The sequence below is a fragment of the Actinomadura sp. 9N215 genome, from assembly GCF_044326345.1.
In the GTDB taxonomy this organism is placed as follows: Bacteria; Actinomycetota; Actinomycetes; order Streptosporangiales; family Streptosporangiaceae; genus Spirillospora.
Genome location: NZ_JBIRBA010000009.1, coordinates 213,805 through 230,942, shown reverse-complemented (window position 1 = coordinate 230,942; position 17,138 = coordinate 213,805). Strand labels below are relative to the sequence as shown.

The following is a 17,138-nucleotide window of genomic DNA, read 5'->3' as shown; positions in this document are numbered from 1 at the left end:
ACGGGTACCTACTCAATCCTGACACCCATCACCCTGATCTAAGGAAATCGCATGTTCGCTGGGCTCGCGCGCTTCGTCGTGAGACATCCATGGTGGACGATCGCGGGCTGGCTGGCTGCCGCGGTCCTCATCATCGCCTTGTCCCCCAAGCTCGCCACCGAGTCGGATCAAGGCGAGTTCCTGCCGTCCAAGTACGAGTCGGTCCAGGCCGCCGAGATCGCCGAGGACGCCTTCCCCGACCAGGCGGACGCGTCCGCCCTGATCGTGGTGCAACGTTCCGACGGCGGGAAGATCACCCCCGCGGACAGCGCCAAGATCGACGCGGCGGCCAAGAACCTGGCGGCCAAGAAGTACCCGACCGTGAAGGGCTTCCAGACCGGCCCCGACGCGGTCGCGCCGAACAAGACCATCCAGCTGATCAGCGTGCCGGTCGAGGCCGCGAACGGCGGTGACGCCGCCGAGAAGCAGAGTCAGTCGATCAAGGACATCCGCACCCAGCTGCCCAAGGAGCTGGGCAGCGAGCTACCCGCCAAGGTGGGCGGTGAGCCCGCGGCCTGGGTCGACAACGAGGACTCCTTCACCGACTCGTTCATGCTGATCACCATCGCCACCTTCGGGCTGATCATCGGGCTGATCCTGCTGATCTTCCGGGCGCCGATCGCGGCGATCCTGCCGATCATCGTGATCATCGCCACCGAGCAGATGTCGATGGGTTTGATCGGGGCCGCGTCCAAGGTGCTGGACTTCTCCGGCGACGACAGCCTCCAGATCATCCTCACGATCGTGCTGTTCGGCGTCGGCGCCGACTACTACCTGTTCCTGCTGTTCCGCTACCGCGAGCGGCTGCGCGCCGGCGAGGACCGCAAGACCGCGCTGATCTCGGCGGTGGAGCGGGTCGGCGAGGTCATCACCTCCGCGGCGGCCGCGATCGCGGCGACGTTCCTGGTGCTGATGCTGGCGTCCTTCGGCATCTTCGCCGCGTGGGGCCCGTCGCTCGCCATCGGCGTCGTGGTGATGGGAATCACCTCGCTGACGCTCTTCCCGGCGATCCTGTCGCTGATCGGTCCCGCGGTGTTCTGGCCGTCGAAGTCCTGGAAGAAGCAGCCGAAGGCCACCGTCTCGACCAAGCTCGGCCGGATGGTCGGCAAGCGTCCGGCCGTGGTCGCGCTCGTCGCCGGCGGACTGCTGGTCGGGCTCGCGTCCGGGGCGCTCAACTTCAAGTCCGACTACGACTTCCAGTCCAGCTTCCCGCAGGACACCGAGTCCGCGCAGGCCACCAAGGACCTGCAGAAGGGCTTCCCGGCCGGGCAGAACACGCCGGTCGAGGTCATGATCCGCTCCACCGACGGCCAGCCGCTGGACAAGTCCGACCTGGACGCCTTCGGGCAGAAGGCGAAGTCCCTGCCGGGCGTCGGCGGCGTACAGGCCACCGAGCTCAGCAAGGACCCGAAGGTCGCCCAGATCGACCTGGTCCTCAACGGCAACCCGGTCGACAACAAGGCCATCAACCTGGTCAAGAGCGATCTCGGACCGGCCGTCCACGACATCGCGCCCCAGGGCACCGAGGTGTTCGTCGGCGGCGAGACCGCGATCTACAGCGACATCAACCGGGTCGTCAACCGCGACCTGTCGGTGATCCTGCCGATCGCCGGAGCGCTCATCGCGCTGATCCTGCTGGCGCTGCTCCGGTCGGTGGTCGCGCCGCTGTACCTGGTCCCGGCGGTGCTGCTCGGCTTCGCCGCGACGCTGGGCTCCGCGGTGTACGTCTTCCAGGGCATCAAGGGCGAACCCGGGGAGATCTTCCACCTGCCGATCATGCTGTACCTGTTCGTGCTGGCCATCGGGACCGACTACAACATCCTGATGACCGCGCGGCTCCGCGAGGAGGCCAAGGAGGGCCACGAGCCGCGCAAGGCGGCGGCGCTGGCGGTCCAGCACGGCGGCCCGACGGTCGCCGCGGCCGGGCTGATCCTGGCCGGGACGTTCTCGGTCATGCTGCTCGCCAAGGTGTCGATGCTGCAGCAGATGGGCTTCTCCATCGCGCTGGGGATCGCGCTGTCGGCCTTCGTCATGGCGATGTTCCTGGTGCCGGGCGTCACCGCCCTGCTGGGCCACAAGGCCTGGTGGCCGGGACACGGCGACGAACCGAAGAAGAAGCAGGTCAAGTCCGCCGACACGCGGGAGGACTTCCTCCCGTCCGGGTACCGGTGATCGGCGCCCCATAGACGTCGGGTTGCGCGGCCCGGCCCGAAATGCCGCCCGCGAAACCCGACATCCTTCCAAGATAGAAGCGCCGGAGACCAGGAGGTCTCCGGCGCTTCGCCGTCTCGATCAGCCCCCGCCCGCCAGGAACGCGATGAGGTCCTGCCGCGTCACGAGCCCCTTCGGCTTCCCGTCGACCAGGACCACCGCGGCGCCGGACTTCTCCAGCACCCCGACCGCCTTGCTCACCGGCTCCCCCGAGCCGAGCGTCGGCAGCGGCTCCGACATGTGCAGTTCCACCGGCTCGGTCAGCTTCGCGCGCTCCTTGACGAGGATGTCGAGCAGGTCGCTCTCCACCACGGAGCCGATCACCTCCGCCGCCATGACCGGCGGCTCCTCCTTCATCACCGGGAGCTGCGACACCTCGTACTCCCGCATGATCGCGATGGCCGTCTGCACGCTCTCGTGCGGGTGGACGTGCACGAACTCGGGCAGCGTCCGCCCCTTGCGGGTGAGCACCTCGCCGACCCGCGCCTCCTCCGTCGCCGGGATGAGGAAGCCGTAGTCCGCCATCCACTCGTCATTGAAGATCTTGGTGAGGTAGCCCCGGCCGCCGTCCGGCAGCAGCACCACGACGACGCCGTCCGGCCCGGCCCGCTCCGCGACGCGCAGCGCCGCGACGACCGCCATCCCGCACGACCCGCCGACCAGCAGCGCCTCCTCGCGCGCCAGCCGCCGCGTCATGTTGAACGAGTCCTTGTCGGACACGGCGATGACGTCGTCGCAGATGTCCCGGTCATAGGTCTCGGGCCAGATGTCCTCCCCCACCCCCTCGGTGAGGTAGGGACGCCCGCTCCCCCCGGAGTACACGGACCCCTCCGGATCGGCCCCGATGATCTTGACCCGGCCCCCGGAGACCTCCTTCAGGTACTTCCCGGCGCCGCTGATCGTCCCGCCGGTCCCGATCCCGGCGACGAAGTGCGTGACGCGCCCCTCCGTCTGCTCCCAGACCTCGGGCCCGGTCGTCTCGTAGTGCGACACAGGGTTCTGCGGATTGGTGTACTGGTTCGGCTTCCAGGCGCCGGGGATCTCCGCGGCCAGCCGGTCCGACACCGAGTAGTACGAGTCGGGATGCTCGGGCGACACCGCCGTCGGGCACACCACGACCTCCGCGCCGTACGCCCGCAGCACGTCGATCTTGTCCTTGGCGACCTTGTCCGGGCACACGAAGACGCACCGGTACCCCCGGTACTGCGCCACGATGGCGAGCCCGACCCCGGTGTTCCCGGACGTCGGCTCCACGATCGTCCCGCCGGGCCGCAGCTCACCGGACCGTTCCGCCGCGTCGATCATGCGGACCGCGATCCGGTCCTTCACCGAGCCGCCGGGGTTGAAGTACTCCACCTTGGCGAGCACCTGCGCCCGGCCACCTGTGGCCGCGCCGTCGGTCACCTTGCGCAGCCGGACGAGCGGGGTGTTGCCCATCAGCTCGACGAGCGAATCGTGTACGTGCACCGCGACATCCTTGTCGTTCAGTGGTCGCGCCCCTGTTCACACACAGGACACCGGGACGCGGGTCCGGTCGGTCCCTTTTCCGACGGTAGCCGAGACGGACGCATGCGGGCATCAACGAGCCCGCCCGCGGGTAGAACGTGATCACGGAGGGTCAACGACGCATGTTGAGAGCATTCACGGCACGCCGCATCGCGGCGGCCGCGGCGTACGGGGGCGGCGGGATCACGGCCCTGGGCGGCATCACCTTCGGCCTCGTCGTGGCCGAGGCCAAACTCGCCCGCAGGATCATCGAGGCGACGCCCAACGGCGACCCGCCGCCGTCCGACGGCCTCTACGGCGGCGCGTTCGGCTCGACGCCCTTGTCCCTCGTCATGATCGGCGACTCCACCGCCGCCGGGCTGGGCGTCCACACCCCGGAGGAGACCCCGGCCGCGCTGCTCGCCACCGGCCTGTCCGCGATCGCCGACCGTCCCGTCCGGCTGACGAACGTCGCCCGATCCGGCGCCCGCTCGCCGTCCCTGCGCGGCCAGGTCGACCGCGCCCTGCAGACCCGTCCCGACATCGCCGTCATCATGATCGGCGCCAACGACGTGACCGGGCGCATCCCGCCCGCCGACTCCGTCCGCCACCTCGCGGACGCCGTCGAACGCCTCCGCGCCGTCGGAAGCCACGTCGTCGTCGGCACCTGCCCCGACCTGGGCTCCGTCAAGCCGCTGATGCCGCCGCTGAGATGGATCGCCCGCCGCGCCAGCCGCCAGCTCGCCGCCGCCCAGACCATCGCGGCGGTCGAACGCGGCGCCCGCTCCATCTCGCTGGGCGACCTCCTGGGCCGCGAGTTCGCCGCCGACCCGCTCTCGATGTTCAGCGAGGACCGCTATCACCCGTCCGCCCGGGGCTACGCCGCGGCGGCCGCGGCCGTCCTGCCGTCGATCGCGTCCGCGCTGGGCCTGGAACCCGACCTGGCCGAACGCCCTGGCGAGGGCGTCCTGCCGGTGTACCTGGCCGCCGCCGAGGCCGCCGAGGTCTCGGGCACCGAGGTCCGCGGCGCACCCGCGGCAGGCCGCGAACGGCCCCGCTGGGCCACCCTCCTACGCCGCCGCGCGGTGCCCGCCGACGAGTCCCCCACAACAGTCGCCCCCGACCTGGCCTGACGCCAAAACCAGGCCCAATTCTAAAAGCAGTTCAATTTACGAACTGGGGGCTGCGGCCGACGCGTCGGGCGGGGCGGGCGGAGCCTGGCCGATGAAATCCGTACCGGGGGCGGGCCTGTACGCAGCGCCGCCACCAGCCACGATTCTAGGTGCGAGAAGACAAAATGGACCCGACCGCCGGCGCCCCAAACATGAACAGGACCATTCTCGAAAACGCTCAATCAAGAAGCGGGGACAGGCCCGTCACGACCACCGAATGAGAGCCGTCCAGCAAGAGCCGGAAACAAGCCCACACGGGAGACGAGGACCGGGGCCCGTCCGGTCACCATCGACGAGCCCCGGTCGGTCATCCGACTCCGTCGTCCGGCCGCCGCCCGCGCTTGCGGCGGCCGGGCCGGTGGCGTCGTGTTCAGCGTCTGGCTCCCGCCGTCCCGCCCACATGGGGCGGGTGTCATCACCGCGCCGGGAACCACCGAACCGGCGAGCACCCCGCACTATTTGACTTCTGGTCAACAAAATCGGGACCCGCATCACGGGCTCCGATGGGGTAGCAGCTAGATTGCTGGTGACCGACGAGTAACACCGACCGTCACGGAACACGGCCGCACATCGCCCGCGCGGCGGCGTCCCGGGACACGGCCGCGCGGCACGCAGGGCGGCAGGGCCGCGAGACCGGTCGGTGCGGTCACTCGCAGGAACGGCCGCCGAGACAGGAGACCCGCACATGCCCGAGGCAGTCATCGTCGCAACCGCGCGCTCACCGATCGGCCGCGCATTCAAGGGGTCGCTCAAGGACATGCGGCCCGACGACCTCACCGCCCAGATGATCACCGCCGCGACGGCGAAGGTCCCGCAGCTGGACCCGAGCCAGATCGACGACCTCCTGCTCGGCTGCGGGCTGCCCGGCGGCGAGCAGGGCTACAACATGGGCCGCGTGGTGTCCGTCCTGCTGGGCTGGGACGACGTGCCCGGCGCCACCATCACCCGGTACTGCTCGTCCTCCCTCCAGACGACCCGGATGGCCTTCCACGCGATCAAGGCGGGCGAGGCGGACGTCATCGTCTCGGCGGGCGTCGAGACCGTCAGCCGGTTCGCCAAGGGCAGCAGCGACGGCCTGCCCGACACGCAGAACCCGCAGTTCGCCGACGCCCAGGCCCGCACGGCCAAGGCGGGCGAGGGCGGCTCGCCCGTGTGGCACGACCCGCGCGAGGACGGCGGCCTCCCGGACATCTACATCGCGATGGGCCAGACCGCCGAGAACGTCGCGGGCCTCCGCGGCGTGTCGCGGCAGGCGCAGGACGAGTTCGGCGTCCGCTCGCAGAACCTCGCCGAGAAGGCGCTCGCCAACGGCTTCTGGGAGAAGGACATCACCCCGGTGACGCTGCCGGACGGCACCGTCCTCGCCAAGGACGACGGCCCCAGGCCCGGCACCACCTACGAGAAGGTCTCGCAGCTCCAGCCGGTGTTCCGCCCGGACGGGACGGTCACCGCCGGCAACTGCTGCCCCCTGAACGACGGCGCCGCCGCGGTCGTCGTCATGAGCGACACGAAGGCCGCCGAACTCGGCATCACGCCGCTGGCCCGGATCGTCTCGACCGGCGTCACCGGCCTGTCCCCCGAGATCATGGGCCTCGGCCCGGTGGGGGCGTCCCGCAAAGCCCTCGCCAAGGCCGGCATGACGATCGACGACATCGACCTCGTCGAGATCAACGAGGCGTTCGCCGCGCAGGTGCTGCCGTCCGCCGAGGACCTCGGCATCGACATCGACAAGCTGAACGTGAACGGCGGCGCGATCGCGGTCGGGCACCCGTTCGGCATGACCGGCGCCCGCATCACCTCCACGCTGCTCAACAGCCTGAAGTTCCACGACAAGCAGTTCGGGCTGGAGACGATGTGCGTCGGCGGCGGCCAGGGCATGGCGATGGTCGTCGAACGCCTCTCCTGACCCCCGACCCGGCACGGCCCGCCGCGGCGAAACCGCCACGGCGGGCCGTCCACTCACCCCACAAGCCGCCACAACCCCACCAGGCCCTCACGGCCCACATGCCCTCACAGCCCCACAGGCCAGCCACGCAACCCAACGGACCGCCCGCCCGACCCCGCGGACCATCCGCCCGACCCGACGGCCCGTCGGCGCCACCGGGCTGGCCACCTGCGGGTTTCCGGAGAACATCCCCGTTATTGACGATCTACGTAACGTAATAGATAGGTCCCCGTTAGGGGGTTGTCACATCCGGTCTCCTGTTGCAGAGTCAGCAGGAAGAGCCCCGCGACCTGGAGGTGCCAATTGTCACTGAACCACTCGCCGGAGACGCACAGCAAGCTGATAGCCCGCATTCCGCAAGTCACAGGACGTGACATCCCCGAGTGGTTCACCGCCATCGAGAACGGCCCGTCGTTCATCCGCTGCGAGGAACGCAGCTCCTGGCTGGCCGAAGAGCACAACCTCTCCCACGGCTACGCCGCGGCGCTGGTGCGCGAGCACGAGCGCGCCCGCCGTGCGAGGCACTACTGAGCCTGAGCGCTTGAAGACCAGCGCATCCCGCGCCGAGCAGAGAGCAAGGCGCCCCTGAGAACTTCATACGGACTTGGTGGGATCCCGCCACCGGATGCCCCCGTCGTCGTGCCGCCAACGTTGCGCCACGACCCTGGCGCAGAGATCCCACGATGATCAGCCCCACGCGCAGGCGCGGGGCTGATCACTGACACGACACCCCGCCGACACAGCGCAACTCCCCGACACGGCTCCCGCTGACACGGCACCTCACGCTGACACGGCGCAACTCGCTGACACGGCAGGGGCTCAGCCCCCAGGACTGCCGCTCCACTTCACAGCTCAGCGCGCCGATCACAAGGCTCCCGCCTCACTAGGCTCCCGCCGACCGGCATTCCCCCCGATACAGGGCCGACTAGGCAGTCGCAGATGGGGAAAGGCGCGCGGTCAGGGCGTCGGCGCCAGGACCAGACAGGTCCGGTAGAGCCGCATGACGACCAGCGCACAGCAGCAGAAGCGCGGACATCGGAGCCCGGACCTCGGGACCCTGGCCCGCCGACCAGGGCGTGTCGGCGGCGACCAGCCGGAACCCGGCCACCTTCCGGGTCGCGGGAAGCGGCCGAGGCCAGCGCATCGACAGCAACCGACCGGCGGCGACGGCCGCGGCGGGCGCCGGCATGTCGTGGCGGAGGCCCAGCGGGACGGCGATGTCCTGTCCGTGGACGAGGATGTCGGTGAGCGTCTCCAGGTACGTGACCCCGACATTGTGCCGCCGTGACCCGGCCATGCCCCGGATCTGGGCGATGATCTGCGCGGTCGACAGTGCCGCGGCGCGCCGGCACGCCACGTGGTGGACGGTCCGGTCGAGGCTGCCGCGCCACTGCGCCATCATCGCGATCGCGGCGCCGAGGCCGATCTGCTGCAGGGTCAGGTGCGCGGCGACGTCCCGTACGGTCCAGCCGGTGCACAGCGACGGCTGCCGCCACTGGTCGTCCGACAGGTCGCCGAGCAGGTCGGCCAGGCTGTCCCGCTGCGCGTCGATCACCTGCCAGACCTGATCGCGGTCCATCTCCCCCATCTTGCCCGCCTCTCCGATCATGGCGTTCTCCCCCGCTTCGCCGGCTTCGCTGGTGCGTCCGTTGAGCGGGGCCGGACGACCGTCGTGACGAGCGCCGAGATCTGCGCGGACGGGTCGAACGCCGGATCCGGGTTGGCCAGCTGGTGCAGGACGACCCCCGTCCAGTGGTTCATGATGATCGGGGCGTCGCGTCCGGGGTCGGTGGAGCCGGCGATGCGGAGCCAGTTGGTGAACCAGGCGTTGACCCGGGCCCCGGTGTCGGTGAGTTGCGCGCGCAGCGACGGGTGGATGCCAGCCTCGACGAGGATCGCGTACCGGGCGAGGGTCAGTGTCCGGTGCGGACCGGTCGCGTCCTGCGCGAAGGCGGTGAGGGCGTGGGCCAGTTCCTGCGGCGTGGTCGGGCACACGCGTGCGGCGACCTCGTCCCAGCCGGCCCGCTCCCGGGCGGCGAACCGCTCCACCACAGCGTTGAGCAGGGCGTCCCGGGTGCGGAAGTGGTTGGACGCTGAGCCGTCCGGCAGCTCAGCGGCGGCGTCGACGGCGCGATGGGTGAGCCCGCGCATCCCCCGCTCACCGAGCACGGAGATCGCGGCATCGAGCAACTGCTCACGCCGGTTCGACACACCCCGGACACTACATCAGTAGTGTGATCTACTTCAATAGTAGTGGCGCCATCAGGGTGACCTGGAGCATGGATCAGGGCGCCGTGTCCGGGTTCCGTTAATTCAGTGCGCCGTATCCGGTGCCTCTGACCCGATACTCGAAAGCATTTCCCCGAAATGCCGGGTTTCTGCTATCCGGCAAAGCCTCCGGTGGCAACGGCGAGACTCGCCGAAACCCGGCTTCAATGTGTGCGTGAATAGCGCCCATCGGGCGGACCGGCGCCCTGCGGCAGAGCGCCGGCCGGCCGTTGTGTGCCCCTGGTCGGACTCGAACCGACACGTTGGCTCTTTTAGGGAGCCCGCCTCTGCCATTGGGCTACAGGGGCGGCGCAATCATATCGAGTCAGCGGCACATCACGGTGCGTCCTTTACGCCACAGTCATGGGCGCCCCAGCCATGCGCACACGGTCATGCGGGCACCGCCAAACAAGCACCAAGGTGATCACAGATGTGGGCATGGATGCGAACACCAAGGCAGGCGACGATGCAGAACCCGAGGTAGGCGCCGAGGTGGGCACGGTCATGCGGGCGTGGTCGCGGCGGCGCGGACGTCCTGGTCCCGGCGCGTCGCGAGGATCTCGTGCCTGCCGGTCTGCCCGCTCTCGCAGGCCAGGGCGGACGCGGCGAGATAGAGGAGCCAGACGCGCGCCCGGCCGGGTCCGGCCAGTTCCGCGCATTCGGTCCAGTGGCGGCGCAGGTTCGCGGCCCAGGCGCGCAGCGTGCGCGCGTGGTCTTCGCGGAGTGCCGTGACACCGCGCACTTCGAGCCCTGCCTCCTCCAGGTCGTCGACGAGCGCGCCGAGCGGGCGCGGATCGCCGTCGTCCGGGACCATGTAGCCGGTGGTGAGGCCGCGCCGGACCCGGTGCGGCCCGGGACGGCGGACCGGCTGCTGCAGGACGAGCCGTCCCCCGGGCGCGAGAAGTTCGTGCAACCGGGACGCCGGCCGGTCGATGGACGTCACCCCCGCCAGCCCGACGATCGCGTCGTACGGCCCGTCACCGGCCTCGGCCAGGTCGAAGCCGCGGACTTCGACGTCGTCGTCCGCGGTCACGGCGCGCGCGTGGTCGGCCTGCTCGGGCGTGCGGGCGAGCGCGACGACCCGGGCGCCGTGCTGGACGGCGGTGTACCGCGCGAACGCCCCCCAACCGCAGTTCAGGTCGAGGAGCCGGGCGCCGGGGAACAGCCCGAGCCGCTCGGCGACGGCCGCATGCGCGGCGAGCTGAGCGGCACGAAGGTCGGCGAGGCCGGCCCAGTTTGCGGTGCCGTGGGCGAGGGTGGCGCCGAAGAGCCGGGCGAAGAAGGCGGCGGGCTCCCTCATCGGCTCGGCTTCCGGCCCGTTCGGGGCACCGCGCCGTCCGGGGAGGAGCTCCTCGGGGGGCGGTTTCGGTTCGGGGCCGACGGCGCCCAAGGTCACGGCGGTACGGACGATGTCGCGCTTGTCGTCGCCGCTCAGCCGCATCGGCTCGTCGCCGTCGCGCATCACCCGCTGGACGGCGTCGAGCGCGGCGAAGACGTCCCCCTCGATGTCCAGCTCACCGGCCACGTAGGCGCGGACGAGGCCCATCTCGCCCGGCTTCCACAGCAGCCGCCGCAGCGCCCGCCGGTGCCTGACGACGAACGCGGGCGCGCCGGGCGGGCCGATGGAGCTGCCGTCCCAGGCCAGGACGCGGATCGGCAGCGCGTCCGCCGCCGTCCGTCCATCCCCCAGCAGGATCCTGGTGAGCAGCGGCGCCAGCCGGAACGCCACGCCCTTCGCCGCGGCGTCCGGCTCACCGACGTCGGCACCGGTGTCGGCACCGGCCTCGGCGTCGCCGGGAGCCGCCGTCTCCAGTTCCGCGGGCACCTCGCTCCAGGCCGCGTCGCCTTCGCCCATGGCGGCATCGTGCATGGCAGGGCGCGCCTCCTCGCGGGGACGATGTCGGACCATCAATGTCCGGGCAGGTCAGGTCAGGTGTCGTGCTGCCGGCCGGCGGCCAGCTCGAACTCCTGGTGCGGCCATTCCAGCTCGCCGAGGGAGACGATCTCGCGCCGGAAGAACGCCGCGAGCGTCCAGTCCATGGTGATCCGGAATTTGCGATTGACGGTCGGCATCCGCGACAAATGATATGTGCGGTGCATGAACCAGGCCGGGAGCCCGCGGAGCTTCAATCCGTAGACGTTCGCCACGCCTTTGTGCAGGCCAAGGCTCGCCACCGAGCCGACGTAGGCGTGCCGGTACGGCTTTCTGGGCTTTCCGCGCAGATCCGCCACGATGTTGTCACCCAGGCGTTTGGCCTGCCTGACCGCGTGCTGCGCGTTGGGCGCGGTGAACTCCCCGGTGTCGGTGAGGTCGGGGACGGCCGCGTTGTCGCCCGCCGTGTAGACGCCCTCCACCCCGTCGACGGTCAGCTCGGCGGTCGCCTTGAGGCGACCCTTGGCGTCCAGGGGGAGGTCGCTCCCCTTGATGACGGGATGCGGTTTCACGCCTGCGGTCCACACGAGCGTCCCGGCGTCGAACTCCTCGCCGTCGCTGAGCACGATGTGCCGCTTCTCGGCGGACTTCAGCAGCGTCTCCAGCTTGATCTCGATGCCGCGGCGGCGCAGCGCCTCCGCCGTCCAGCGCCCCATCTCCGGGCCCACCTCGGGCAGAATCCGGTCGGTCGCCTCGACCATCACCCAGCGCATCTCGCGCTCGTCGATCTGGTACGAGCGGCACGCGTCCCTGGCCATGTCCTCCAGCTCGCCCATGGCCTCGACGCCCGCGAACCCGGCCCCGACGAACACGAACGTCAGCGCCCGCTTCCTGATCTGCTCGTCGTCCGCGTTGGACGCGGCGATGTCGAGCTGGTGCAGGACGTGGTTGCGCAGGAAGATGGCCTCTTCGATGGTCTTGAAGCCGATCCCGCAGTCGGCGAGGCCCGGGATCGGCAGCGTCCGCGAGATGGACCCGAGCGCCACCACGAGCAGGTCGTAGCCGACCTCCCGTTCGGGCACGCCCGCCGTCTGCGAGCCCGCGGGCCGGACCGTCAGCCGCTTGGACGCGTGGTCGATCCGCGTGACGAACCCGTTCAGGATCCGGCAGCGGCCGAGCACCCGCCGCAGCGGCGCCACGACATGGCGCGGCTCCAGGTTCCCGGCCGCGGCCTCCGGCAGGAACGGCTGGTAGGTCATGTAGGACTGGGGATCGATGACCGTGACGATCACCTCGCCGCGGCGCAGCTCGCCGCGCAGCCTCTTCTGCAGGCGCAGGGCCGTGTACATGCCGACGTACCCACCGCCGACGATCACGATGTGCGTCGCGGAGCCGCGGCCGGACGGGTTGTGACCGGAAGGATTGCGATCGGAAGGCATGCCGGGAGCGATACCCGCATCTGGGGCCCGATCACCACACGGCAGGCCACAGCTGCTACGACGGCCGCGGGCGACCCGATTCCGCGAATCCGCGCATCACGCGAACTTCACCGAGCGAATCCGCATCTCACCGGACGTATCAGAAGGTACCGGCGCCGTTCACAGGCGCCGGGAGTGAGACGACGCGGGGTCAGGGCCGGACGGGGGCGCCAAGCGGCCGCGGGACGCGGGACGTCGGACCGGGACAGGGCCGGTCCCGACCGCACCGGCCGCTTGGCCAAGGCCCTGCCCCGCCGTCGCACTCGTCCACACCACGGGCACGATCGCACTCGCCCGCACGTCCGGGCTAGCGGTAATCGCGGGCGCGGGTGAGGACGGCGTCCAGCATGTCCTCGGTGACCCGGCCGGTGAAGGTGTTCTGCTGGCTCGGGTGGTAGCAGCCCAGCATCAGGACGGGCCCGCGCCGTCCCGCCGACGGCGGCGGGGTCAGCTCGATCTCGGCGCCGTGCCCAAACTTCGGCCGCGGCCGCGGCAGCCCGTACCCGGCCTGCCTGAGCGCGGGCCACACGCCCTGCCAGGCGAACCCGCCGAGGCACACGACGCAGCGGACGCTCGCCGCGACCCGCTCGACCTCGCGGGCCAGCCACGGCAGGCACGTCGTGCGCTCCCGCGGCGTCGGCTTGTTGTCGGGCGGCGCGCAGCGGACGGTCGCGACCATCCGCGCGCCGATCAGCCGCTGCCCGTCGCCCGCGCGGACGCTGGTCGGCAGCGCGGCGAGCCCGACCCGGTGCAGCGACGCGAACAGCCAGTCGCCCGAGCGGTCCCCGGTGAAGATCCGCCCGGTGCGGTTGCCGCCGTGCGCCGCGGGGGCGAGCCCGACGATCAGGACCCGCGGCTCCGGTTCGCCCCAACCGGCGATGGGACGCCCCCAGTACTCCTCGTCCGCGAACGCGCGGCGCCGCTGAACAGCGATTTTCTCCCGCCATTCCACGAGCCGGTCGCACGCCCTGCACACCGACTGGCGGGCGCACAGCTCGTCCAGGTCCGGCGCCCCGGCGGCCAGCTCGACGACGTCTCCAGTGCCGTGCGCGACGGGGGTTTCGGCGGTGGCCGGGTCTTCGGGCCAGCCGGATCCGGGCGGCACGAACGAGGCGTTGGCGGTCGGCATACCATCGATCGTCGCACGCCACAGGCCGTGGCCGGGTTCCGCCCAACTCTCTGCACAGGCGGTCTCTCTCGGTACGATGCGTTCGCCGGTCGGGGAGGCGGGGATGTCCGGCACGCCATGTGCGAAGCGGAGGCAGGGCAGTGTCGCAACCGGGCTGGTATCCAGACCCCTACGGCACCGGCAGCCTGCGCTGGTGGGACGGCGAGAACTGGACGGAGCGCCTCAACCCGGAGCCGTCGCGTCCGCCCCGGTTGCGTCTCCCCGCGCAGGAGCAGCGGCCGCGCGACGACTACGAGGAGACCCAGTACGGGGAGAACCACTACGCCGCCCCGCACTTCCAGCAGCCGACCTGGGAGGCCCGTCCGGCCGTCCAGCCGCTGGACGTGAACGTCCGCGGCGTCCACCTGTACGCGGACGACCGGTTCGTGGCGTACGGGAACGCGTCGCTCCAGTGGCCACATGTGGAATGGGTGGCGTACTGGGCGGCGGAGCGTCCGGCCGGATACGGCCAGGTCGCCGGCACCCAGTGGATCTTCCAGGCGGGCCGGTACCCGTTCCGCGGCGGCCCCCGCGTCGAGGTGGTCATCGAGCAGGACTCGCTGCCCGCGAGCGCGATGGCGAGAGAAACGGGCGCGACCCCCGACGTGGAGGGCGAGCCGGAGCACGTGTGGGGACGGCTCATCCAGCTGTGCCAGGAGCACGCCGAGCAGCGGCTGGTGGCGGAGCTGGCGCGACGCGTCAGGTCGGGCGAGTCGGTCGACGTGGCGCAGGGCCTGACCGTGCATCCGGGCGGCGTCCGCGGCAACCGCGTCTCGCTGAGCTGGGCGGCCATCGCCGGCGCGACGGTGGACGGCGGACGGGTGTGGATCCAGCAGGCCAGCAGCGCCGCGCCGGTCCTCTACATCCCGCAGCAGAACCCGAACGCGGTGCTCATCCCGGCCCTGCTGTCCCAGCTCAAGCACTGACTCCCGCAGGGGCGGGCGTCAGACCAGGGACCAGTCAGACCAGGGACCAGTCAGACCAGGGACCAGGCGAGGCCGTCCAGGATGTCGTGCTCGCTGGCCACGACGGCGCCGAACCCGTACTCCCGCATGATCCGGTCCAGGATCAGCGCGCCCGCGCCGATCACGTCGACACGCCCGGGATGCATGACGCCGAACTGGGCGCGCTCGGCGCGGGTGGCGTGCAGCAGCCGCCGCGTCACCTCGTGGACCTGGGTGGCGGTGACGCGGGACAGGTGGATGCGGGACGAGTCGTACACCGGCAGGTCGAGCGCGATCCCGACGACGGTGGTGACGGACCCGGCGAGCCCGACGAGGGTGCGCGCCTCGTGCACCGGAACCGTCTCGCGGACTTCGGCGAGCGCCGCGTCGATGTCGGCGGCGGCGCCGGAGATCTGCTGGGGCGACGGCGGGTCGGCGTCCCTGAGGTGCCGCTCGGTCATCCGCACGCAGCCGATGTCGATGGAGCGGGCGGCGTCGGCCGACGAGGTCCCGACGACGAACTCGGTGGACCCGCCGCCGATGTCGACGACCAGGTAGGGCCGCGCCGGACGCAGCGCGGCCAGCTCCCGCGTGGCGCCCAGGAACGACAGCTCGGCCTCCTCGTCCCCGGTGATCACCTCGGGGACGACGCCGAAGATGTCGACGACGCCGCTGACGAAGTCGGCCCGGTTCTCGGCGTCGCGGGTCGCGCTCGTCGCCACCACCCGCGTCTTGATCGGGCCGTGCCCGGCCCGCGCCCCGTGCCGGTCGATCAGCTCGGCGTAGCCGCGCATGGCGGTGAAGGTACGTTCCAGAGCGGCGGGCGACAGCCGGCCGGTCTCGTCGACGCCCTCCCCCAGCCGGACGATCTCCATGCGGCGCTCGACGTCGGTGAGGGTCCCGCCGCCGGTCAGCGCGCCGCCGGCGTCGCCAGGCGCGATGTCGGCGATGAGGAGGCGGACGGAGTTCGTCCCGCAGTCGATGGTCGCGACGCGCGTCACCGCTCCACCCTCGCTTCCGCGCCGGTGCCGGTGCCGGTGCCTGCCGTGCCTGCGGCCGGGTCCACGGCGACGCAGGGACCGGAGCGCCACCATTCGGGCAGCGCGTCCAGCCCTTCGCGGCCGAACGGGCTGATGCCGGGCACGGCGAGCTCGTGGGCGACGAGGGCGTGCAGGCATTTGACGCGTTCCGGCATGCCGCCCGCGCTCTGCGTGCCTTCGGGCAGCGGCTCGATGCCGTCCTCGCGGGCCGCGTCGCCGCGCCGCCGCAGGTAGTCCTCGTGCTCGGCCGCGTACCTGGCCCGCAGGGACGGATCGGCGGCGAGCCTCGCCTGCATCTCCCGCATGAGCCCGCCGCCCTCCAGCGTCCCGATGGCGGACGCGGCCTTCGGGCAGGTCAGGTAGAACAGCGTGGGGAACGGCGTCCCGTCGGGCAGCCGCGGCGCCGTCTCGATCACGGCGGGCAGCCCGCACGGGCAGCGGCTCGCCACCCGGCGGATGCCGCGCGGCTCCCGTCCGAGCTGGGCCGCGACGGCGGCCGTGTCACGTGCTTCGATCATCTGCGTCCCCACCCGCGGATCTCCCCGATCCGCCTCGACAGCGCGTCTCACCGCGCCCCTCCGGCTAACGGCGTCCCTCCCACGGGCCACGCCCCTCCCACGAGCAGCGCCCTCACACGAGCAACGCCCTCCCACAAGCAGTGCCCTCCCACAAGCAGTGCCCCTCCATCGAGCAGTGCCCCTCCCACGAGCAACGCCCTCCAGCGACTGGCAACGTCCCTCCGGCGACCACTCCGTCCGACGATCCTTCCGTCCGACGCCTTCGTTTCGGCGGTGCCCTGCGGCGGCGCCGGGGGCGGCGCGGCGGCGGATCCCGTCCCGGAGGGTCCGGCCCTCCCCGCCGGACGCGTCCGTTCCTGGCCTGCCGGGCCCGTCCACGAGCCCGTCTCCGGTCCGTTCCGGCCGGGGGACGGTCAGCGCGGCCTGTCGGCGGCCTCCACCGACCGCCACAGCGTCTCGTACCAGGGCGGCCTGGTCGTCGGTCCGCCCTTGCGGGCCTGCCGTCCGTCACCCCCGCTGCCGTCCAGGACGATGTAGCACTTTACGTCAGGACGGCAGTAATGGAGCCTTCGCGTCGCCTCACGCTCAATGTACGACTTCTCGCCCAGTTGTTGCTTCCGTTGGGCAAGGATCTCCACTTGCCGCCGGGCCACGGCCTCCTTGCGCTGGAGGTCCGCGATCTCCTTGCGCTGCGCGATGTACTCGCGGACGGGATAGGCCAGGCTCAGCGCGATGGCGCACACCACCACCGCCAGGATCGCGGCACGGCTGGTCAGCGCCGGATTGCCGCGGCGTGCGCCGCCGCCGTCCGCGGCCTCGGGGCCCGTCTCTTCGTCGTCGTGCCCGCCTTTGGGGCCGGCCTTGTCGTCAGCCATCGTGTCCCCTGCGTGGTCGTACCGAACTCGCGTGTCTCGGGTATGCGGTCGGGGTCGTCCGTCCGAAACCCAGCCGCCCGGAGACCGGAACAGGGTTCCGGCTCCGGGTCGCGCCGGCTCGG

14 protein-coding genes and 1 tRNA gene are annotated in these 17,138 nt (G+C 71.4%); 5 read left to right on the top strand and 10 right to left on the bottom strand.

Annotated elements, in window-relative coordinates:
• The first annotated feature begins 51 nt into the window (after window positions 1–51).
• Window positions 52–2,211: an MMPL family transporter gene (locus ACH34T_RS17735; protein ID WP_395993228.1), complete on the top strand. Its 2,160-nt coding sequence runs from the start codon at window positions 52–54 to the stop codon at window positions 2,209–2,211.
• A 120-nt stretch (window positions 2,212–2,331) separates the two neighbouring features.
• Here the strand turns inward: ACH34T_RS17735 and ACH34T_RS17730 are convergent, their stop codons facing one another.
• Entirely contained in the window at window positions 2,332–3,717 is a 1,386-nt protein-coding gene (locus ACH34T_RS17730; protein WP_395993227.1) for a cystathionine beta-synthase, read from the bottom strand.
• 161 nt (window positions 3,718–3,878) lie between these two features.
• Here ACH34T_RS17730 and ACH34T_RS17725 point away from each other — a divergent pair, with 161 nt between their 5' ends.
• From ACH34T_RS17725 to ACH34T_RS17715, 3 genes are all read left to right on the top strand, one after another.
• Complete coding sequence (locus tag ACH34T_RS17725; RefSeq protein ID WP_395993226.1) at window positions 3,879–4,868, top strand: SGNH/GDSL hydrolase family protein; 990 nt, start codon at window positions 3,879–3,881, stop codon at window positions 4,866–4,868.
• A 724-nt stretch (window positions 4,869–5,592) separates the two neighbouring features.
• On the top strand, window positions 5,593–6,813 hold the full coding sequence (locus ACH34T_RS17720; protein WP_395993225.1) for an acetyl-CoA C-acetyltransferase: 1,221 nt from the start codon (window positions 5,593–5,595) through the stop codon (window positions 6,811–6,813).
• 342 nt (window positions 6,814–7,155) lie between these two features.
• Window positions 7,156–7,383, top strand: a complete 228-nt coding sequence (locus ACH34T_RS17715; RefSeq protein WP_395993224.1) for a DUF4287 domain-containing protein — start codon at window positions 7,156–7,158, stop codon at window positions 7,381–7,383.
• 394 nt (window positions 7,384–7,777) lie between these two features.
• Here ACH34T_RS17715 and ACH34T_RS17710 read toward each other — a convergent pair whose 3' ends face one another.
• From ACH34T_RS17710 to ACH34T_RS17685, 6 genes are all read right to left on the bottom strand, one after another.
• Window positions 7,778–8,461: a maleylpyruvate isomerase family mycothiol-dependent enzyme gene (locus ACH34T_RS17710; protein ID WP_395993223.1), complete on the bottom strand. Its 684-nt coding sequence runs from the start codon at window positions 8,459–8,461 to the stop codon at window positions 7,778–7,780.
• On the bottom strand, window positions 8,458–9,063 hold the full coding sequence (locus ACH34T_RS17705; RefSeq protein WP_395993222.1) for a TetR/AcrR family transcriptional regulator: 606 nt from the start codon (window positions 9,061–9,063) through the stop codon (window positions 8,458–8,460). Before ACH34T_RS17705 ends, ACH34T_RS17710 begins: the two co-directional genes overlap by 4 nt.
• A 292-nt stretch (window positions 9,064–9,355) precedes the next feature.
• Window positions 9,356–9,428, bottom strand: a tRNA-Leu gene (locus ACH34T_RS17700).
• Between the two features lie 194 nt (window positions 9,429–9,622).
• Complete coding sequence (locus ACH34T_RS17695; protein ID WP_395993221.1) at window positions 9,623–10,990, bottom strand: class I SAM-dependent methyltransferase; 1,368 nt, start codon at window positions 10,988–10,990, stop codon at window positions 9,623–9,625.
• Between the two features lie 59 nt (window positions 10,991–11,049).
• On the bottom strand, window positions 11,050–12,432 hold the full coding sequence (locus ACH34T_RS17690) for an NAD(P)/FAD-dependent oxidoreductase (RefSeq protein ID WP_395993220.1): 1,383 nt from the start codon (window positions 12,430–12,432) through the stop codon (window positions 11,050–11,052).
• 346 nt (window positions 12,433–12,778) lie between these two features.
• On the bottom strand, window positions 12,779–13,600 hold the full coding sequence (locus ACH34T_RS17685) for a uracil-DNA glycosylase (RefSeq protein WP_395993219.1): 822 nt from the start codon (window positions 13,598–13,600) through the stop codon (window positions 12,779–12,781).
• 140 nt (window positions 13,601–13,740) lie between these two features.
• Here ACH34T_RS17685 and ACH34T_RS17680 point away from each other — a divergent pair, with 140 nt between their 5' ends.
• The gene (locus ACH34T_RS17680; protein WP_395993218.1) at window positions 13,741–14,565 is read left to right on the top strand and encodes a DUF2510 domain-containing protein; all 825 of its coding nucleotides are present in this window, start codon (window positions 13,741–13,743) and stop codon (window positions 14,563–14,565) included.
• 50 nt (window positions 14,566–14,615) lie between these two features.
• Here the strand turns inward: ACH34T_RS17680 and ACH34T_RS17675 are convergent, their stop codons facing one another.
• From ACH34T_RS17675 to ACH34T_RS17665, 3 genes are all read right to left on the bottom strand, one after another.
• Window positions 14,616–15,584, bottom strand: a complete 969-nt coding sequence (locus ACH34T_RS17675) for an exopolyphosphatase (RefSeq protein WP_395993217.1) — start codon at window positions 15,582–15,584, stop codon at window positions 14,616–14,618.
• Window positions 15,581–16,141, bottom strand: coding sequence for a DUF501 domain-containing protein (locus ACH34T_RS17670; protein WP_395993216.1), 561 nt, complete (start codon window positions 16,139–16,141; stop codon window positions 15,581–15,583). The genes ACH34T_RS17675 and ACH34T_RS17670 overlap by 4 nt, the downstream gene beginning before the upstream one ends.
• Before the next feature lie 413 nt (window positions 16,142–16,554).
• Window positions 16,555–17,016, bottom strand: coding sequence for a septum formation initiator family protein (locus ACH34T_RS17665; protein WP_395993215.1), 462 nt, complete (start codon window positions 17,014–17,016; stop codon window positions 16,555–16,557).
• Window positions 17,017–17,138 lie beyond the last annotated feature (122 nt).